The 17,788-nt window shown below is 71.9% G+C and carries 15 protein-coding genes; 10 read left to right on the top strand and 5 right to left on the bottom strand.

Annotated features, from left to right (window positions below):
- Positions 1-59: 59 nt before the first annotated feature.
- Both ACIBK3_RS41630 and ACIBK3_RS41625 read left to right on the top strand, forming a co-directional pair.
- On the top strand, positions 60-1,445 hold the full coding sequence (locus tag ACIBK3_RS41630) for a transcriptional regulator (protein WP_399373419.1): 1,386 nt from the start codon (positions 60-62) through the stop codon (positions 1,443-1,445).
- 236 nt (positions 1,446-1,681) lie between these two features.
- Entirely contained in the window at positions 1,682-3,853 is a 2,172-nt protein-coding gene (locus tag ACIBK3_RS41625) for a hypothetical protein (RefSeq protein WP_399373418.1), read from the top strand.
- Between the two features lie 46 nt (positions 3,854-3,899).
- Here the strand turns inward: ACIBK3_RS41625 and ACIBK3_RS41620 are convergent, their stop codons facing one another.
- Positions 3,900-5,201 carry an ABC transporter substrate-binding protein gene (locus ACIBK3_RS41620; RefSeq protein WP_399373417.1) on the bottom strand — a complete coding sequence of 434 codons (1,302 nt, stop codon included), beginning with the start codon at positions 5,199-5,201 and terminating at the stop codon, positions 3,900-3,902.
- A gap of 188 nt (positions 5,202-5,389) precedes the next feature.
- Between ACIBK3_RS41620 and ACIBK3_RS41615 the strand changes: the two genes are divergently transcribed.
- Both ACIBK3_RS41615 and purU read left to right on the top strand, forming a co-directional pair.
- Complete coding sequence (locus tag ACIBK3_RS41615; protein WP_399373416.1) at positions 5,390-5,890, top strand: hypothetical protein; 501 nt, start codon at positions 5,390-5,392, stop codon at positions 5,888-5,890.
- A gap of 73 nt (positions 5,891-5,963) precedes the next feature.
- Positions 5,964-6,845 (top strand): formyltetrahydrofolate deformylase, encoded by an 882-nt coding sequence (gene purU / locus ACIBK3_RS41610; protein ID WP_399373415.1) that lies wholly within the window; start codon positions 5,964-5,966, stop codon positions 6,843-6,845.
- A gap of 68 nt (positions 6,846-6,913) precedes the next feature.
- On the opposite strand, the gene ACIBK3_RS41605 is transcribed toward purU, so the two are convergent.
- Together ACIBK3_RS41605 and ACIBK3_RS41600 are read right to left on the bottom strand one after the other, a co-directional pair.
- On the bottom strand, positions 6,914-8,131 hold the full coding sequence (locus ACIBK3_RS41605; protein WP_399373516.1) for a zf-HC2 domain-containing protein: 1,218 nt from the start codon (positions 8,129-8,131) through the stop codon (positions 6,914-6,916).
- 233 nt (positions 8,132-8,364) lie between these two features.
- On the bottom strand, positions 8,365-8,946 hold the full coding sequence (locus ACIBK3_RS41600) for an RNA polymerase sigma factor (RefSeq protein WP_399373414.1): 582 nt from the start codon (positions 8,944-8,946) through the stop codon (positions 8,365-8,367).
- 370 nt (positions 8,947-9,316) lie between these two features.
- On the opposite strand from ACIBK3_RS41600, the gene ACIBK3_RS41595 reads away from it, so the two are divergent.
- Both ACIBK3_RS41595 and ACIBK3_RS41590 read left to right on the top strand, forming a co-directional pair.
- Complete coding sequence (locus ACIBK3_RS41595) at positions 9,317-9,697, top strand: STAS domain-containing protein (RefSeq protein ID WP_399373411.1); 381 nt, start codon at positions 9,317-9,319, stop codon at positions 9,695-9,697.
- A gap of 195 nt (positions 9,698-9,892) precedes the next feature.
- Positions 9,893-10,405, top strand: coding sequence for an EF-hand domain-containing protein (locus ACIBK3_RS41590; RefSeq protein WP_399373410.1), 513 nt, complete (start codon positions 9,893-9,895; stop codon positions 10,403-10,405).
- A gap of 36 nt (positions 10,406-10,441) precedes the next feature.
- Here ACIBK3_RS41590 and ACIBK3_RS41585 read toward each other — a convergent pair whose 3' ends face one another.
- Positions 10,442-11,953, bottom strand: coding sequence for a class I adenylate-forming enzyme family protein (locus ACIBK3_RS41585; protein WP_399373408.1), 1,512 nt, complete (start codon positions 11,951-11,953; stop codon positions 10,442-10,444).
- Positions 11,954-12,136: 183 nt separating this feature from the next.
- Here ACIBK3_RS41585 and ACIBK3_RS41580 point away from each other — a divergent pair, with 183 nt between their 5' ends.
- The 4 genes from ACIBK3_RS41580 (at position 12,137) to ACIBK3_RS41565 (ending at position 16,400) form a co-directional block, all read left to right on the top strand.
- Positions 12,137-13,330, top strand: coding sequence for an amidohydrolase family protein (locus tag ACIBK3_RS41580; RefSeq protein ID WP_399373405.1), 1,194 nt, complete (start codon positions 12,137-12,139; stop codon positions 13,328-13,330).
- Positions 13,330-14,463 (top strand): acyl-CoA dehydrogenase family protein, encoded by a 1,134-nt coding sequence (locus ACIBK3_RS41575; protein ID WP_399373402.1) that lies wholly within the window; start codon positions 13,330-13,332, stop codon positions 14,461-14,463. The genes ACIBK3_RS41580 and ACIBK3_RS41575 overlap by 1 nt, the downstream gene beginning before the upstream one ends.
- 8 nt (positions 14,464-14,471) lie before the next feature.
- Positions 14,472-15,437, top strand: coding sequence for an acyl-CoA dehydrogenase family protein (locus tag ACIBK3_RS41570; RefSeq protein WP_399373399.1), 966 nt, complete (start codon positions 14,472-14,474; stop codon positions 15,435-15,437).
- 456 nt (positions 15,438-15,893) lie between these two features.
- Complete coding sequence (locus ACIBK3_RS41565) at positions 15,894-16,400, top strand: ATP-binding protein (protein ID WP_399373514.1); 507 nt, start codon at positions 15,894-15,896, stop codon at positions 16,398-16,400.
- A gap of 384 nt (positions 16,401-16,784) precedes the next feature.
- Here the strand turns inward: ACIBK3_RS41565 and ACIBK3_RS41560 are convergent, their stop codons facing one another.
- Positions 16,785-17,720, bottom strand: coding sequence for a cyclase family protein (locus ACIBK3_RS41560; RefSeq protein WP_399373398.1), 936 nt, complete (start codon positions 17,718-17,720; stop codon positions 16,785-16,787).
- Positions 17,721-17,788: the final 68 nt, after the last annotated feature.

Here is a 17,788-nt window from a genome sequence, read left to right as displayed (position 1 = left end):
CCGTGGAAGACACGTCAACTCGGTGCGTGGGCAGGCACCGCAGCCACAGGGGGTACGCCATGGCCGCAAGGCCTCTCGTCGCGCGGCAGCCGAACGAACGGCTGCAGGCGCTCATCCAGGAAGCGGGCTGCTCGAACGCCGGGCTCGCCCGCCGGGTCAACATGTGCGGCGCCGAGCACGGTCTCGATCTGCGGTACGACAAGACGTCCGTGGCGCGCTGGCTGCGCGGACAGCAGCCACGCGGACGTGCTCCGGCGATCATCGCGGAGGCGCTGGGCCGCAAACTCGGCCGGACGGTCACGATCGACGAGATCGGGATGGCCAACGGCAAGAACCTCGCCTCGGGCGTGGGCCTCCAGTTCTCGCCGACGGTGCTGGGGGCCATCGAGCAGGTGTGTGAGCTGTGGCGCAGTGACGTGGGCCGCCGGGACTTCCTGTCCGGTTCGTCCGTCGCCTCGTCCGCGCTGGTCGAACCCAGCCGTGACTGGCTGATCTCCTCGCCCGACCCGCAGGTCGCGCGTGCGGCCGGCCCCCGGGTGGGGCAGTCCGACGTGGCGGCGGTCAAGGCGATGACGCAGTCCCTGGTCGACCTGGACCACCAGTACGGCAGCGGGCACGTGCGGCCGGTCGTCGTGCACTACCTCAACAGCGTGGTGTCCGGACTGCTGGCGGGCTCCTACCGGGAGGCGGTCGGCCGTGAGCTGTTCGCGGCGGTGGCCCGACTCACCGAGCTCGCGGGCTACATGGCCGTCGACACCGGCCAACCGGGTCTGGCCCAGCGGTACTACATCCAGGCGCTGCGGCTCGCGCAGGCCGCGGGCGACCGCGGCTACGGCGGTTACATCCTCGCCGCGTCCATGAGCCACCTCGCCGCGCAGCTCGGAAACCCGCGGGAGATCGCGCAGTTGGCGCGGGCGGCGCAGGAGGGAGCGCGTGGGCGCGTGACCCCGCGTGCGGAGGCGATGTTCCACGCGGCGGAGGCGCGGGGGCACGCGCTGCTGGGTGACGCTCGGTCGGCCCAGACGGCCGCCGGCCGTGCCGTCCACGCGCTGGAGCAGGCAGACCCGTCCTCCGGGGACGACCCGGCGTGGATCGCGCACTTCGACGAGGCCTACCTGGCCGACGAGTTGGCGCACTGCCACCGCGACCTGGGGCAGGCCGAGGCGGCGGCGCGGTGCGCGCGGGAGTCCCTGGACGGCCACCCCGAGTCGCGGGCCCGGCGCCGGGCCATCGGTTACGTCCTGCTGGCCACCGCGCAGGTGCAGCAGCGCGAGGTGGAGCAGGCCTGCAACACGGGTCTGAAGGCGGTGGAGTTGCTGGAGACCCTCCGCTCCAACCGGGGCGCCGAGTACCTGGACGACTTCCAGCAGCGGCTGGAGCCGTTCCGGGACGAGCCCGTGGTAAGGGAGTTCGGGGCGCGTCTGGATCTTCAGGTGGCGGCGTGAAATTCGGTGCCACGAGGGAGTGAACGGACGGGAAACGACGGCGCGAGTGCGAAAAAGGGGGCCATGAACAGCGGATGGGGGCGCGGTTGTGTCACCGCGACCGCCGGATCGGCTGGTGGATCTGTTACGGCGGTCACAGGGACGCAGGTCAGGGCTTGAGCTGCGTAGCACCTGCCTCTGGGGACCCGGTAGCGTGAGCCGACGATTCCGAAGGTCCCCCATTCGTAGGAGTCCCGGTGACGCAGAGTGGACAGGGCGAGGAGCCCTCGGCGCGCGAAGCGCGCGAAGGCATCGTGCTGCCCTCCGACGGCGGGGAACCCCTGCTGCCGGGCATGACAGGCGGATACGGCCGCCCGAACAGCCCCACCCCTGAGGCACCCGGCACGTCGTACGGCCAGGCGAGCGGTGACTCGTACGACCCGGGCCAGGGCAACGGCCAGGGCCAGGGCTCGGCGTACGGACAGGCGTCCGGTTCGGCGCAGGACGGGGCGCAGGGGCCGGCTTACGGCCAGGGGTCCGGTTCGGCATACGGCCCGCAGGACGGTTCCGCCTATGGCCAGGGCTCCGGCTCCGCGTACGGCGAAGGGGCCGGATCGGCGTACGGACAGGCCTCGGGACCGTCGTCGTACGGGCAGACGTCGGGACCGGCGTACGGACAGCCGCACGGTCAGGCGCCGGGGCAGGAGTCCGGGTCGGGCGTGGCTCCGGCCGGCGGGCAGGCCTGGGGTACCCCGTGGGGACCGGACCAGCCGCAGGCACCGGCTCCGCAGCCGGGGCAGGGCTGGCAGGCTCCGGCCGACCAGTCCTGGGGCGGCTCCGAGGCCGGCCGGTCCCAGCCCTCCGCCGCCTGGGGCACGCCCCCGGAGGCGGCGTCGCGGTCCCTGCCGCCGGAGGGCGGGCAGACGTCGGCCTATGGCGCCGGCGCCTACGGCCCCTCGGGTGCGGGTGCCCCGCCGCAGTCCACGGGCCACAGCGCTGACCCGCCCACCTCCTACTACCTGCCACCCGTAGGCCAGGGCAGCCCCCCGGACACCGCCTCGCAGTCGGCCGACGGCGGGTACGGCCCGGCCGCTCCCGCCGGCTCCCCGCTGCCTCCCGCCGACGCGTACGACGCCCCGGGCTCCGGTGCGCCCCTGCCCCCGGAGAACTCCGGCTCCGCGCAGGCGCCCGTCCGCTACCACGCCCCCGCCGGCTCTCCGCTGCCTCCGGCCGACGCGTACGGCGCCCCCGGTGGGGCTCCGCTGCCGCCCGCCGACGAAGGTGCCACCCAGTACGTCCCGCGCGTCGCGGGGGCCGACGAGGGGGCGACGCAGTACCTGCCGCCGGTCGGTCCCGGGGCGCTGCCGCCCGAGACGGGCGCCGAGTCGCACGCCGAGGCGACCCAGTTCCTGGGACGGCCACCGCAGGGCGACCCCTCCCGGCCGGGCGCCGGACCGCTCCCGCCCGCCACCGGTCCCGACGCCGAGCCCACGCAGTACATCGCGCCGGTGCCCGGACAGCAGCCCCCCGGGGCGCCCTACGGCGGACCGCAGGGCGGGGACCGGCAGCCGCCGGCCGAGTTCGACAACCTCTTCCGCGGCGGCCCGGGTGCCGAGCCCGGCCCGGCCGCGGCGACCCAGCAGCTGCCGCTTCTCCAGCAGCCCCAGTCCGTCCCCGGCGCCCAGCCGCCGTACGGACAGTCCGCGCAGCCGTCGTACGCCCCGCCCGGTGCGGGCGGCGGACAGCACGGTACGTACGACGACGGGGACGGCGGTCACGGCGGTGGCCGGGGCGGCCGTAGCCGGTCGCGGGTGCCGGTGATCGCCGCCGTCGGCATCGGTATCGTCGTCCTCGGCATCGGCGCGGGCGCGCTGCTCGCCGGCGGGGGCGGCGACAAGGGCGGCGACGCCAAGAACCAGACCGTCTCCGCCACGGCCCCCGCGTCCGACGGTTCCGCCTCGCCGTCCGCCGATCCGGCGAAGGAGCAGGCCGTCGCCCTGGACAAGCTGCTCGCGGACAGCGGCAGCAGCCGGGCCACCGTGATCAACTCGGTGGAGGCCGTGAAGTCCTGCAAGAACCTGGGCCAGGCGGCCGAGGATCTGCGGGGTGCCGCCCGGCAGCGCACCGGTCTGGTGACCCGGCTGTCCAAGCTCTCGGTCGACAAGCTGCCCGACAACGCGGCGCTGACCGACGCCCTGACCAAGGCCTGGCAGGCGTCCGCGTCGGCGGACAACCACTACGCGGCCTGGGCGGATCAGGCGGCCGGAAAGAAGGGCTGCAAGAAGGGCCAGGCCCGTCCCACCGGCCAGACCCTGGCCGGCAACCGGGCGAGCGGCACCGCCAGCAAGGAGAAGATCGAGGCGGCCAAGCTGTGGAACGCGATCGCGCGCAGCTACGGCCTGACCCAGCGCCAGCCGACCCAGCTGTGACCCGGAGCCGCACCGACTGAGGGATCCGTGCCGGTCGGCCGGTCCCTCAGCCCAGGTCGGAGTTCTTCAGCGTGGCGGTGACGTCGGTGAAGCCCTTCCTGGCCAGCACCAGCCGGCCCTGCCGGACGATCTGCAGGGACACCTCCGTGTTGGCCAGGCGCGGGAAGCCCACGGAGGCGAGTGGGCCCTGGAAGTTCCACTGCAGGGTCGGCGTCAGCCCGCCCGTGGTGACCTTCGCCCCGTCGTCCAGGGCTCCTCGTACGGCGTCGGCACTCACGTCGCCGTCCAGCGACTCGACGAGGTTCTTGAAGACGGTGTACGCGATCCATGTGGTCTGCACACCGGTGTCGGCGGCGTCGATGCGGTCGTCGTTGAAAGCCTGCTCGCTGATGACCTTCTTCATCGGGTTCCAGCGGGTGTCGCTCTCCACCGGGTACCAGCCGGTGATGTACGAGCCCTCGTACGGCCCGGACTTCCCGCCGGAGGCGTTGATCTCGGTCTGGTCGACGTTGCCGAGCACCATGGCGGTCCGTACGGCCGGGTAGTCCTCGCGGGCGCGCCGGAAGGAGTCCATGAAGGTGCCGGTGCGGTCGCCGAGCGCCGGCACCACGCAGCCCTGCCTCGCCGTGTCGGCCGTCGTCTCGGTCAGCGCCTGGCCGGCCTTGCCGGAGTACTCGGTGGCTTCCTCCGGTGCCCGCACGTCCTTGGCGGCCGGATGCCGGCCGGCGGTGAGTCCGGAGTTGAGCAGGGCGGGCAGTTCGTCGCCGACGATGGTGTCGGGCCGGACCAGTGCGACGGGCCCGCAGCCGCTGAGCGCCCGGCCGAGACCGGCCAGGAGGGTGGCCTGGCCGCCGTTGACGGGGTAGGAGAGCGGGCTGGTGAACTCGGCGGCGGTGACGCCGTAGCCGCCTATGTACGGGATGCCGGCGCCCTCCAGGGGCGGCAGGAAGGAGTCGGCGTACTGGCTGTAGGAGCCGAGGACCGCGACGACGCCCTCGTCGACCGCGCGCTCGGCGCACTTCGCGGCGGCCACGCTGTCGTTGTGGTCGTTGCAGGTCAGGACGGTGAGCTTGTGGCCCTTGATGCCGCCCCTGGAGTTGATCCAGCGGGCGTAGGCCCTCGCGAAGGCGGTCATGCCGGGCTTGTTCGTCGCGTTGGTGTTCTCCGGGGCCCAGGTCATGACCTTGATCTGGTCGTCCCCGGAGCCCCCCGTGGCACCGGGGACCACCCCGCAACCGGTGGTGAGCGACGCGCCCGCCACCAGTGCCGCCGCCGAGACGGCGGCCGCTCTCACGGGCCGGGTGAACGTGGGGAGGAAGGTGCTGCGGATGCGTCGCCTGCCGGTCATGGGCATACACGCTTCCGTCACATCACTAACCCGAATGTGACCCTCGGTTAGTGAGGGGTGACGTGAAGGTGAACAGGGGGAGTGGCGATCTGCCCGGGAAAGAGTGTGGTGAGCCCTCCGGAAACGGGGTGGTGAGCCCTCTGCGGGCGGGGGGTGGCGAGCCCTCCGGGAAAAGGAACGTACGATCGATGACCGTGCAAGGTTCGGAGAACTCTTCCCGTCGCGGCAGTCGCTCGGCCACCATGGGCGGCATGCCACACAACGACATGCCCTGGTGGCGCTGGCGCAGCAATGTGCGCTCGGCGCTGCACATGCTCTCCGACCCGGTGTTCCAGCGGGATGTCTGGCTGGCGGGAGTCGAGGGGTACGGCGACGTCACCGACGCCGTGTACCGCCTCGTCGAGGACACCTGGCTGGACAACTGGTCCGCCGAGAAGTACGTCGGCACGATCTTCCGGGACTCCCAGGAAGCGGCGCTCGTCGACACCGCCGTCCTGCGAGTGCTGCGGATCATGCACCAGGTCGGGCCCGACGCCCCGGTCTCCGCGTACGTCGACCACCCCGGCTGGCCGGAGGCGGTGCGGGCGGCGCGGGACGCGCACGTGCGGATGGCGGCGGCCGACGGCGACGAACCGGACGCCCCGCCGCGCACCCTCAAGGTACTGCGGATCATGACGCGCACCGCGTAGGGGACGGACGTACGCGGTCTGCGGAGCGAGACGGCACAACGCCCCGATCCGCCGATATGGGACCCTGGGCCGCATGAACGAGCAGTCCACCCGAGCCCCCGCCCCCGCGGACCAGTACGTCCTCACCCTGTCCTGCCCCGACAAGCAGGGCATCGTGCACGCCGTGTCGAGCTACCTGTTCATGACCGGGTGCAACATCGAGGACAGTCAGCAGTTCGGCGACCACGACACGGGACTGTTCTTCATGCGCGTCCACTTCTCGGCGGAGGCGCCGGTGACCGTGGACAAGCTGCGGGCGAGCTTCGCGGCGATCGGTGACGCCTTCCACATGGAGTGGCAGATCCACCGGGCCGAGGACCGGATGCGGATCGTCCTGATGGTCAGCAAGTTCGGCCACTGCCTGAACGACCTGCTGTTCCGCGCGCGGATCGGCGCGCTGCCGGTGGAGATCGCGGCCGTGGTGTCCAACCACACCGACTTCGCCGAGCTCGTGGGGTCGTACGACATTCCCTTCCACCACATTCCGGTGACGAAGGACACCAAGGCGGAGGCCGAGGCGCGGCTGCTGGAGCTGGTGCGCGAGCTGGACGTCGAGCTGGTGGTGCTCGCCCGGTACATGCAGGTGCTCTCCGACGACCTGTGCAAGCAGCTCAGCGGGCGGATCATCAACATCCACCACTCCTTCCTGCCGAGCTTCAAGGGCGCGAAGCCGTATCACCAGGCGCATGCCCGGGGCGTGAAGCTGATCGGGGCCACGGCTCACTACGTGACGGCGGATCTCGACGAGGGGCCGATCATCGAGCAGGAGGTCGAGCGGGTCGGGCATGACGTGACGCCGGACCAGCTCGTCGCTGTCGGACGCGATGTGGAGTGTCAGGCGCTGGCCCGGGCCGTGAAGTGGCACGCGGAACGGCGGATTCTGCTGAACGGGCGGCGGACGGTGGTCTTCGCCTAGGCGTCCGGGGGCTCGGAACGCCTGGGCGTTCGGGGGTGCGCGCGGGCACAGCCCACCCGCACCCAGCCTCACATGCGGCTCAGTGACGCCGCCGCGAACAGTAGGTCCCTGATCGCCTCCCGGTCCCCGTCCTGCCCCGCCGCCGCCTCCGTCGGGGACACATGGCCCGCCGCCAGGCGGCAGAACTCGACGCCGTCGAGGGCGACGTGGGCCACTTCGTGGTCGGCTGAGCCCACCGCGGCGGGGGAGTCCAGGGGGATCAGCCAGTCGCCGCCGCCCAGGCCCTCGATCTCCAGCCGGAGGCTGCGGCCGGGTCGGCCGGCCGGGACGAGATGGCGGCCCGGGGCGGGTGCGGCCCGCCCCGTGCGGCGGCGGAGTGCCAGCGCGCCGGGGAGCATCCGGGCGGCGAGGTCGATCATGCGGTTGAGGTGGCGCGGCGAGGGCGGGTCGTACGGGTAGTCCACCGCCTCGGCGATGTCCTCCGCGTGCACCCAGCACTCGAAGGCGCGGTCCAGCATCGCGTCGTGCAGCGGCAGCTCGAAGTCGCCGTACGAGACCGCCGGCTTCGCGGCGCCGTCGCCCGGGAACGACACCGTGCGCACCAGGTCGTGGCTCTGCTCCCGCCAGGGGGCCCGGACCGCGCGGGTGGGCGGGAAGTGCGAGGCCCGCCAGTACGCCTCGGTTCGCGCGGCCGGTGTCGGGGCGGGCGACTCGACGACGCCCAGCGGGTCGTCGAGGCCGAGCGTGACCGCGACCAGGCCGTCGACCGTCAGCAGGTGCGCGATGACCCCGGCGACCGTCGTACGGCGGCTTGTCGGGCCGTCGCCCTGGAACCAGCGCAGCCGCACGGGCGCGTGCCACTCGGCGTCGCCTATGTCCTGGAGCAGGGCGTCGAGGCGGGCCGTCTCGGCGTCGTACGGCGTCGCCCACTCGGGCACCGGGATCCGCGGCGGGCGCCGGTCGAGGCAGCCGCCCAGGACGCGGGTGCGCAGACCCGGGTCGAGATCGAGGCTCTCCGGGCGGTGCAGCAGGCCGACCGCCCCGCGCAGCCGCAGGGCTTCGTCCGCGCAGGTTCCGCAGCCGCCCAGGTGTTCCTCGACGGCCGCGGTCTCCTCGGGCGAGCAGGCGGCCAGCGCCCACGCCCCGAGGAGGGCCTTCAGGACGTGGTGTTCCAGGACCGGCGGGGCGGGCGGGGCGGGCACGGGAGGTGTTGTCAGGTCGCCGAGGCCCTCCAGTGCGGACAGCGGACGTCCGCCGTTCTCCACGGAGGCGCGGGGCATCGGGATGCGGGGCGGGCGGTGAGGCTCGGGGACGGGAGCGTCGCCGGGGCCGCTCCCCGGTCCGTCGCCGTCGCCGTCACCGAGAGCGCCGTACCGCTTCTGCTCCTCGGAGCCTTCGGCCCCTTCCCCGGCCTCCTTCCCGTCCTTCTCGTCGTAGGCGTCGTAGTCGTAGTCGTCGTACCTGTCCGTCCCGTTGTCCCCATCGTCCCCGGCATACGCCTCGAACCCGTCCGCGTCGTTCACGCCGCACCCCCGTATCCGGGGGGTGCTCCGGGTGCGGCGGCGTCATGGGCCGTGGAGAGGAGTTGCAGGCCCAGGCGGAGGCGGCGGCGGGCCTCGTCCTCGGTGACGCCGAGGACGACGGCCGCCTGGCGGTAGTCGCGGCGCTGGAAGTACGCCAGCTCCAGGGCGGCGCGCAGCGGGGCGGGCATCGACTGGACGATGTAGTCGGCGCGGGCGGCGACCGAGGCGTGGCGGACCTTGCGCTCCAGGTCCTCGGGGGTGCCGCGGCCCTCCTGGGTCAGCGCGGCGGTCTCGGTGGCGCGCAGCCGCTGCACGGCGAGGCGGTGGGTGAGGGTGGCGACCCAGGTGCGCAGGGGGCCCTGCTTGGGATCGTAGGAGTCGGGGTGTTCCCAGACGTGGGCGAAGACCTCGCGGGTGATGCTGTCGGCGGCGCGTTCATCGTCGAGCACGCGGTGGGCGAGTCCGTGCACAAGTGAAGCGAAACGGTCGTAGAGCTCGCCGAGGGCGGCCGCCTCACCGTGCGCGAGCCGCTGCTGCATCTTGCGGTCCCAGCGGGGCGGTGCGTCCTTCTTCGCCATGCGGCCCCCTCAGCCTGCCTGCCCGTGTCCCGGCTCTGTCCCCGGCCCTGTACCAGCCCGTGTCCCTGTCAAGCCTGCGCCCACCGTCTCCTCGAATGTAGTCGGCACCTGAGACAGCGCACGCCCCTTTGTCGCAATGAGCGCCCCCTGGGCAGCCGTGGATGGTAGGGGACCCTCGCCTCGCCTTCGTCCCCGTCTACCCGGCCCTCGGTTGATCAGACCCGATCGAACAGGATCGAAGTCGACTAAAACAAGCCCCTTCCGATCGGTTTCCGTTTCTGGGCCGGTGTTTCAGGGAACGGCCGCTGGGCAGCCGCGCTGCAAGGAAGCGAAGGGAAAGCTTCCGTTTACGTTCGGGCGAACGAAAGGCATGGTGGTGGCGTTCAATGTGACCGGCGGTGAGCAGGGTGAGTGGGCCGTGCTCCAGGTGTCGGGCGAGCTGGATCTGGTGACGTCCCCGGTGCTGCGGCAGCGGGTTCACGACGAGGTGGCCGAGGGCCGCCACAGTCTCGTCCTCGACCTCTCCGAGGTGTTCTTCTGCGACTCCAGCGGCGTCGGCGTGCTCATCGCCTCCCGCCGTCTCATGAGCTCCTGCCAGGGCCGGCTGCGCCTGATACTCCCGGCCCAGGGTGCCGAGGACGGCTCACACGTCAACCGGGTGCTGGGCGCGCTGGGCGTGCGCCGCCTGTTCGACGTCCATCCGGACGTGGACTCCGCCGTCCAGGAGGACGCGGACCCGCTGTCGGTGTGAGCGGCGTCCGCGCCGCCGGCCCCGGGCGACGTGACTGCTCCACCGTGTGAGTGCTACCCCGTGCGAGTGCTACACCGTTGTCCCGGTATTCCCCCGGTCTTGGCACAAGCGTCACGTTCGCGCGCCCTCGGCGACCTTCCCGTCGTACGCTCCGTGCCAGATGCACCCGACGTGAGTAAGGCGGTCCGAACAGACATGGTCAGCAGCGAGTACGAGCGCAGGATCGCCGCCCGGTTCGCCACCTTCGACCAGGACGGCAACGGCTACATCGACCGTGCGGACTTCAGCGTGGCGGCCAAGGCGGTGCTCGCCGAGTTCGGAACGGCGGCCCGTTCCGACAAGGGACAGTCCCTGTACATCGGTGCCGAGGCGTTCTGGCAGGGCATGGCCGGCATAGCGGACCGCGACGGGGACCAGCGGATCACCCGGGAGGAGTTCGTGGGCGGCGCGGTCAAGCGGCTGCGCGACAACCCCGAGCGGTTCGCCGAGATCGCCCGCCCCTTCCTGCACGCGGCGCTCGCCGTCGCGGACGCCGACGGGGACGGCCGGGCCACCGTCGAGGACACCGCCCGCGTGCTGAAGGCCCTCGGCGCGAGCGAGGAGGCCGCCCGCACGGCCGCCGCCGCCCTCGACACGGACGCCGACGGCAAGATCGGCGAACCGGAGATCGTGACGGCGTTCGCCCGCTACTTCACGGTCCCCGAATGACCGTCCCCGAACAACCGTCCCTGTCCCTGATGACGGTCACCGACTGACGGTCCCCGAATAACGCGCCCTGAGCTGGTACTTCAGCACCTTCCGCAGCGTCTCGTTCCGCGGCAGGGCGTCCACCACCTCCAACTGCTCCGGCAGCTTGTGCGGTGACAGTCCCTGCGCGCGCAGATACGACGTCACGGCCTCCAGGGTCAGTTCCCCGGCCCCCGGCGGCTGTTCGACCACCGCGCACACCCGCTCCCCGCGCTCCGCGTCCGGCAGCCCGATCACGGCCACGTCGCCCACCTCGGGGTGGGCGGCCAGCAGGTCCTCGATCTCCTTGGCGGAGATGTTCTCCCCCTTGCGGATGATCACGTCCTTGAGCCGGCCGGTGAGGACCAGGTGCCCGCTGTCGGTGACGTGTCCGAGGTCCCCGGTGCGCAGGAACCCGTCCTCGTCGAACGCCTCGGCCGTCTGCGCCGGGTCCAGGTACCCCTGGCAGACGGCCTCCCCGCGCAGCCGTACCTCCCCGTCGACGACCCGTATCTCCATGCCCTCCGGTGGCCGCCCCTCCGTCGTCGCGAGGTTCTCCGCGGTGTCGTCCGGCGCCCCCATCGTGATCATCGGTACCTCGGTCATGCCGTACCCGTGGGTGAGCTGCACCCCCATCTCCCGTACGACGGCGTGGTACACCTCCGGCGGCTTGGGCGCCCCGCCGCCCGCGAGGAGCCGTAGCGAGGGAATGACCGGCACCCCCGGCTGCTTGCGCTGCTCGGCCAGGAACATCGAGTAGAAGGCCGTGGAGCCGCCCGCCACGGTCACCCCGTGCCTGCGGTACTCGGCCAGCGCGTCGGGCAGCGCGAACTGCTCGAACATGACCGCCGGGAAGCCGTACAGCAGGAGCATCACCGTGTAGTCAGGGCCGGCGATATGCGCGTACGGGAAGGCCATCGAGCCCACGTCGGCCGCCGACAGGCCCAGCGCGTGGGCGAGGCAGGAGCCGCCCGCGATGAGGGAACGGTCCGTGTGCAGGACGCCCTTGGGGGCGGAGGTCGTGCCCGAGGTCCAGTAGATCCAGCGGACCGAGGTGCCGTCGGAGGGCGGGGCGGGGAGCACGGACGGATCGCCGTCGGGCAGGACGTCGTACGCCTCGAAGATCCCCTTCGCGCCGAGCCGCCGGGCCATCTCCGTGTGGTCGTAGCCCCGCCACCGGCCCGGCACCGCGAAGTACTCCGCCTTCGACTCGCGCAGCGCGAACCCGACCTCGCGGTCCCGGTAGAACGGGATGACCGGGCTCTGCACCGCGCCCAGGCGGGCCAGCGCGAAGGACAGCAGGGCCGTCTCGATCCGGGTGGGCAGCTGCCAGGCGACGACGGTGCCGGGGCGTACTCCCATGCCGTACAGCCCGGCCGCCACCCGCTCGGCCCCATCGCGCAGCTCCCCGAAGCTCAGCGAGCGGCCGTCCTGGAGGAGGACCGGGCGGTCGGGGGTGAGGTCGGCGCGGCGCGCGACCAGCTCCCACAGGGTGCGGGAGGTGCTGAGCGCGTGGGCGGTGTCGGTCACGGCGGCCCCCTGTGTAGCTGACGGACAGTCAGATAGTGGGCAGAGCGTAGAGCTCGGCGCCTTGTCGGTCCAGGGGCGTGCGACTAGCCTGCTGGGGGAGATGCATCTGACGGACCGTCAGGTTACGACTGTCAGGTAGCTCGTCAGGCAACTGTGACTGTGTGTGTCAGGCGGAGGGGACCCATGACCGAACTGCCCCGCATCATCAGCGTCGACGACCATGTGATCGAGCCCGCGCACCTCTTCGAGACCTGGCTGCCGAAGAAGTACCGGGACCGGGGCCCCAAGCCCCTCACCGCCGGCATCGGGGAACTCGCCTACGTCGCCGGCAAGTACCAGATCACGATGGACCCGGCAGGCCAGCCGACCGACTGGTGGATCTACGAGGACCTGAAGTTCCCGTACAAACGCAACATCGCCGCCGTCGGCTTCGACCGGGACGAGATGACCCTGGAGGGCATCACCCGCGAGGAGATGCGGCGAGGGTGCTGGGATCCGGCGGCCCGGCTGGCGGACATGGACCTCAACCACGTCGAGGCCAGCCTCTGCTTCCCCTCCTTCCCCCGCTTCTGCGGGCAGACCTTCGCCGAGGCCCACGACAAGGAGGTCGCGCTGGCCTGTGTGCGCGCGTACAACGACTGGATGGTCGAGGAGTGGTGCGGCGACAGCGGCGGCCGGCTCATCCCGCTGTGCCTGATCCCGCTGTGGGACATCGACCTCGCGGTGGAGGAGATCCGGCGCAACGCGGCCCGCGGGGTGCGGGCGGTGACCTTCTCCGAGATCCCCACCCACCTCGGGCTGCCGTCCATCCACTCCGGCTACTGGGACCCGTTCTTCGCCGTCTGCCAGGAGACCGGCACGGTCGTCAACATGCACATCGGCAGCAGCTCCCAGATGCCGGCGGCCTCCCCCGACGCCCCGCCCGCCGTCCAGGCCGCGCTCAGCTTCAACAACGCCATGGCCTCGATGATGGACTTCCTCTTCAGCGGGGTGCTGGTGAGGTTCCCCCGGCTCAAGCTCGCGTACTCCGAAGGGCAGATGGGCTGGATCCCGTACGCCCTGGAACGCGCCGACGACGTCTGGGAGGAGCACCGCGCCTGGGGCGGCGTCCGCGACACGATCCCGGAGCCGCCGTCGACGTACTACTACCGGCAGATCTTCTGCTGCTTCTTCCGCGACAAGCACGGGGTCGCCTCGCTGGACGTCGTCGGCCGGGACAACGCGACCTTCGAGACCGACTACCCGCACGTCGACTCGACCTTCCCGCACACCAAGGAGGTCGCCCTCGACCATGTGAAGGGCCTCGACGACGAGACGGTGTACAAGCTGATGCGGGGCAACGCCATCCGCATGCTGGACCTGGACCTCGACAGGTGATGGACCTGACGTACACGCCCGAGGAGGAGGAGTTCCGGGCGCGGCTGAGGCAGTGGCTGGGCAAGGCGCTGCCGACGCTTCCCGCGAAGCCCTCCCCGGACGACTGGCCCGGACGCCGCGCCTACGACCTCGGCTGGCAGCGGATGCTGTACGACGCCGGGTACGCCGACGTCCACTGGGACGCCTCCCCGACCATCCGGCTGATCTTCCTGGAGGAGACCGAGAAGGCGGGCGCCCCCTATGTGGGCGCGAACTTCGTCGGACTGCTGCACGCGGGGCCCACGATCGCCGCCGAGGGAAGCGTCGTACAGCGGGCGCGCTGGCTGCCGCCGATCCTGCGCGGCGAGGAGGTGTGGTGCCAGGGCTTCAGCGAACCGGACGCTGGATCCGACCTCGCGTCGCTGCGCACCCGCGCGCGCCGCGACGGCGACGACTACGTGGTGACCGGCGCCAAGATCTGGACCTCGCACGCGGAGGTCGCCGACTGGTGCGAACTGCTGGTCCGCACGGACGCGTCGGCACCCAAGCACCGGGGTATCACCTGGCTCGCGATGCCCATGGACGCGCCGGGCGTCACCGTACGGCCGCTGCGGACCCTCGCCGGGTCGGCCGAGTTCGCCGAGGTGTTCCTCGACGAGGTGCGGGTGCCGGTCGCCAACCGGGTCGGCGAGGAGAACGACGGCTGGCGCGTGACCATGGTGACCCTGTCCTTCGAACGGGGGACCGCTTTCGTGGGTGAGGTGGTCGCCTGCCGGCGGGTGCTGGGGGAACTCGCCCGTACGGCACGGGAGAACGGCCGCTGGGACGATCCGGTGGTGCGGCGGCGGCTCGGGCGGCTGAACGCCGAGTTCCGTGCCCTGTGGCGGCTGACCCAGTGGAACGTCAGCGAGGCGGAGGCGAACGGGGGCGTCCCAGGCGTCGGGGGCTCGGTCTTCAAGCTGAGGTACTCGCACGCCCGGCAGGAGCTCTACGACACCGCCGCCGACGTCCTCGGCCCGGACTGCCTCGACCTCGACCGGCCATGGACCCTCGACCGGCTCTCCTCCCTGTCGTACACCATCGCCGCCGGCACCTCCCAGATCCAGCGCACCATCGTGGCCGAACGCATCCTCGGGCTCCCGAAGGGGCGGTGACAGCGCGTATGAGATTCCAGCTCACCGACGACCAGCGTGCGCTGCGGGACGGCGTACGACAGCTCCTGGCGCGTCGGTTCGACAGCGAGCGGCTCCGGGCGGCGGTGACGGCAGCCGGGCCGGGCGGGGCCGGGCCGGCCGGTGTCTGCCTGGACCGTGCGCTGTGGCGCGAGCTCGGCGCGGCGGGCTTCTTCGCGCTGCGGCTGCCGGAGGAGGCCGGCGGGGTCGGACTCGGGCTGCCCGAAGCGGCGTTGGTGTTCGAGGAGGCGGGACGGGCGCTGTTGCCGGGGCCGCTGATCGCCACGCATCTCGCGGCGGGGGCGGTGCCGGGGGCGGCCACCGGGGAGGTGGTCGTGGCGGCCGTCGACGGCGGGTTGGTGGAGTGGTGGGCGCAAGCGGATGTCGTACGCGGGGAGGCGAAGGCCGTCAGCGGGGAACCTGCCGACGGGGCCGGCCGGGAGGGGGTCGTGCCGCTGGGGGCCGTGCCCGTGCGGTCGGTGGATCCGTTGACGCCGCTGCATCGGGTGTCCGGCACCTCGGAGCGGGCCACGGGGCCTGACCCGGACCCCGTCGCCGTCCTCCTCACCGCCGCCGAACAGCTGGGCACCGCCGCACGCGCGTGCGATCTGGCCGTGCAACACGCCCGGACACGGGAGCAGTTCGGGCAGCCGATCGGGGCCTTCCAGGCGGTCAAGCACCTGTGTGCCGACATGCTGGTGCGGACGGAGGTGGCCCGCGCGGCCGTGTACGCCGCCGCCGTCACCGCCGGCCCGGCCGACATCGCGGCGGCCCGGCTGCTCGCGGACGAGGCCGCCCTGCGGAACACGCGGGACTGCCTCCAAGTGCACGGCGGTATGGGGTTCACCTGGGAGAGCGAAGTGCATCTGCACCTCAAGCGGGCCTGGGTGCGGGCACAACGTGGTGGCGGAGTCACGGAGAGTGAGGAGGTTCTCGCGGCGGAGCTGGTGGTCTGAAGGGGCCGTGAGCGCTGCCGGACTGGGACGTCGCCGAAGCGGTGGGGAGAGATGTTGCGGATCGTGGCAACCCGGGATCACGGAGCGTTGATATCGGGTTGTGTCCTAGGCGTGACTCGTCGCGTCCCGGAGTCGGCCGCGTGCTCCGGTACCTTCTGTGGGATGCGAGTGGTCCCGAGCACGTGTCATGCCGGTGTTACCCCTGCTTGTTCGACCCCTGGAGACGAGCGTCGCACAGTATGCCGCACGGGTACTCCTTCGCGCTGGAATATGCCCGAAGCGCTTGTTGGCGTGACTGTACGTCAACCATGCTGTCCCACAAGGGAATCACGTTCCGTGACCCTGACTCTGGCTGTTGTTCTGGTCATGCAAAAAATGGCTACGATCGTGGCCCTCGTGAGGCGCGAGGCTATGTGTCCGCCGGTTCGGATGGTGTGAGCGGTGCAGGTGCTTCAAGTGCAGCTGGAGATCCGGCCCGACCCCGCGGAGGTGGGGCGGGCCCGCAGCTGGGCCCGCTCGCGACTCGCCGGGTCCGGGATAGAGGCCGACGAGCCGCTCGCCGAAACCCTGATCCTGCTCGTCTCCGAACTCGTCACCAACGCCGTGGTGCACACCGGCTGTCCGGCCGTGCTGCGGCTCTCCCTGCCGCCCGCGGCGACGGAGACGGCCACCGTCCGCCTGGAGGTGGCCGACCGCAGCGACCGCGCCCCGGTCCCGCGGTGCGCCGACGGTGACGAGACGGGCGGCCGGGGTCTCGCCCTCGTCGACGGTCTCGCCGACCGCTGGGGCTGGAGCACCGAGGGTGCCGGCAAGCGCATCTGGTGCGAACTCGACCGGTGCGCGCAGTCCCGTCCCGCCGCGACCGCCTGCGGCAGCGGAGCGTCGGCGTGCGAGGGGCCGGCGCATGAGGGATCGGCGTACGAGGGATCGGCGTACGAGGGGCTGACGTACGAGGCGGTGTGAGGTCGCACGGTCGCAGAAAGCGCTGTCGTCCTTGATCGGCGCTGCGTCCGTGCGCCGGGACATGCTTCGGTGCGCGCCCATGGGAAACAGTGCGTAAGCCATAAATCCCCGAACGGGTGTTGACGCCACGTGAGCGCCTGATCACGCTTGACGTCAGCGATTCGCCGCGAGGGGACGGCGAGGGCTTCGGTGACGGAGGCCCTTGTCGAGTGCGGGTCGTGATTCGGCGTCGGTTCCGTCGGTTCCGTCGGTTCCGTTGGTTCCGCCGGGACGGAGGGGCCGGGGCCGGGGCGCCGGAGTGGGGCGGCGGTGCGCGATGCCGTGCTCGGGGCGAGCGTCGGCGCACCGCCGGCCGACGGGGCCGCGGTTGTCGGCCGACGGCTGTCAGAGGATTGCGACGGGTGCCACCGGCGTGCCCGTGGCGCCGACGAAGGGTTCCGGCATCGCCGACAACAGGAACGCGTACCGGCCGGTTTGTCCACAGGCTGTGGACAACTCTTCCAGATTCCAGTTCTGTCCCTGGATCATCCCCATTTCCACCAGATCGAGCGCGTGAACGGGCAGCCACAGGTCCTCGATCTCGGGCGGGAAGATCTCGAAGGTGAGGGTGTCGTTCGCGACCGCGGCCACATCGCGCGCGTGGAACCACTCGGGGGTACGGATCGACAGCCCCGGCGACGGATAGCCGTACGCCTCCTTGTCGCCGGCCAGATACACCTGCACCTGCCCGGTCCGTACGAGCACGATGTCACCGGCCCGCACACGGGTACCGGCCAGTTCCTCGGCGGCCTCCAGGTCCTCCGGTGTGACGGCGTGCGAGCCGTCGAGACGGTCCCTGCCGTGCGCGCGGGCCACGTCGAGCAGCACCCCGCGCGAGACGATGTGCCGGGCCTTGTCGATGCCGCTGAACTCGGCGCCCCCGTGCGGGGTGATGGTGCCGGCCGGGCGGCCGTTGTAGAGAAGGCCCGAGTGCGAGACGTGGGTGAGGGCGTCCCAGTGGGTGGCCGCCTGGAGGCCCATGGTCACGGCGTCGTCGCTGCACGCCACCGTTCCCGGGCCGAAGATCTCCTGGTTGATCTGCACCATGGCGTGCAGGGGGTTCACCCGGCCGGGGATCACCCCGGTCTGCACCCCGTCCTGCCTCAGGGGCAGCGCGAGGGGGACGCGGCGGCCCGTGCGGACCTCCTCCGCCGCCCGGCGCACCACCTCGTCGGTGATCAGGTTGAGGGTGCCGATCTCGTCGCCGTCCCCCCAACGGCCCCAGTTGTTCACGCGCTTGGCGATGTCGTGGAACGCGGGATGGAGCGTGGGTCGCGACATCCGTCCTCCCCGGGGCTTGTCTCCGACTGTCCGACAGAGCAAAAATCTAACGGACCGTCAGAAACCGC

Source organism: Streptomyces sp. NPDC050287, from assembly GCF_044459385.1.
GTDB lineage: Bacteria > Actinomycetota > Actinomycetes > Streptomycetales > Streptomycetaceae > Streptomyces.
The sequence above is the reverse complement of the archived record's forward strand: the minus strand, read 5'-3'. Positions and strand labels throughout refer to the sequence as shown.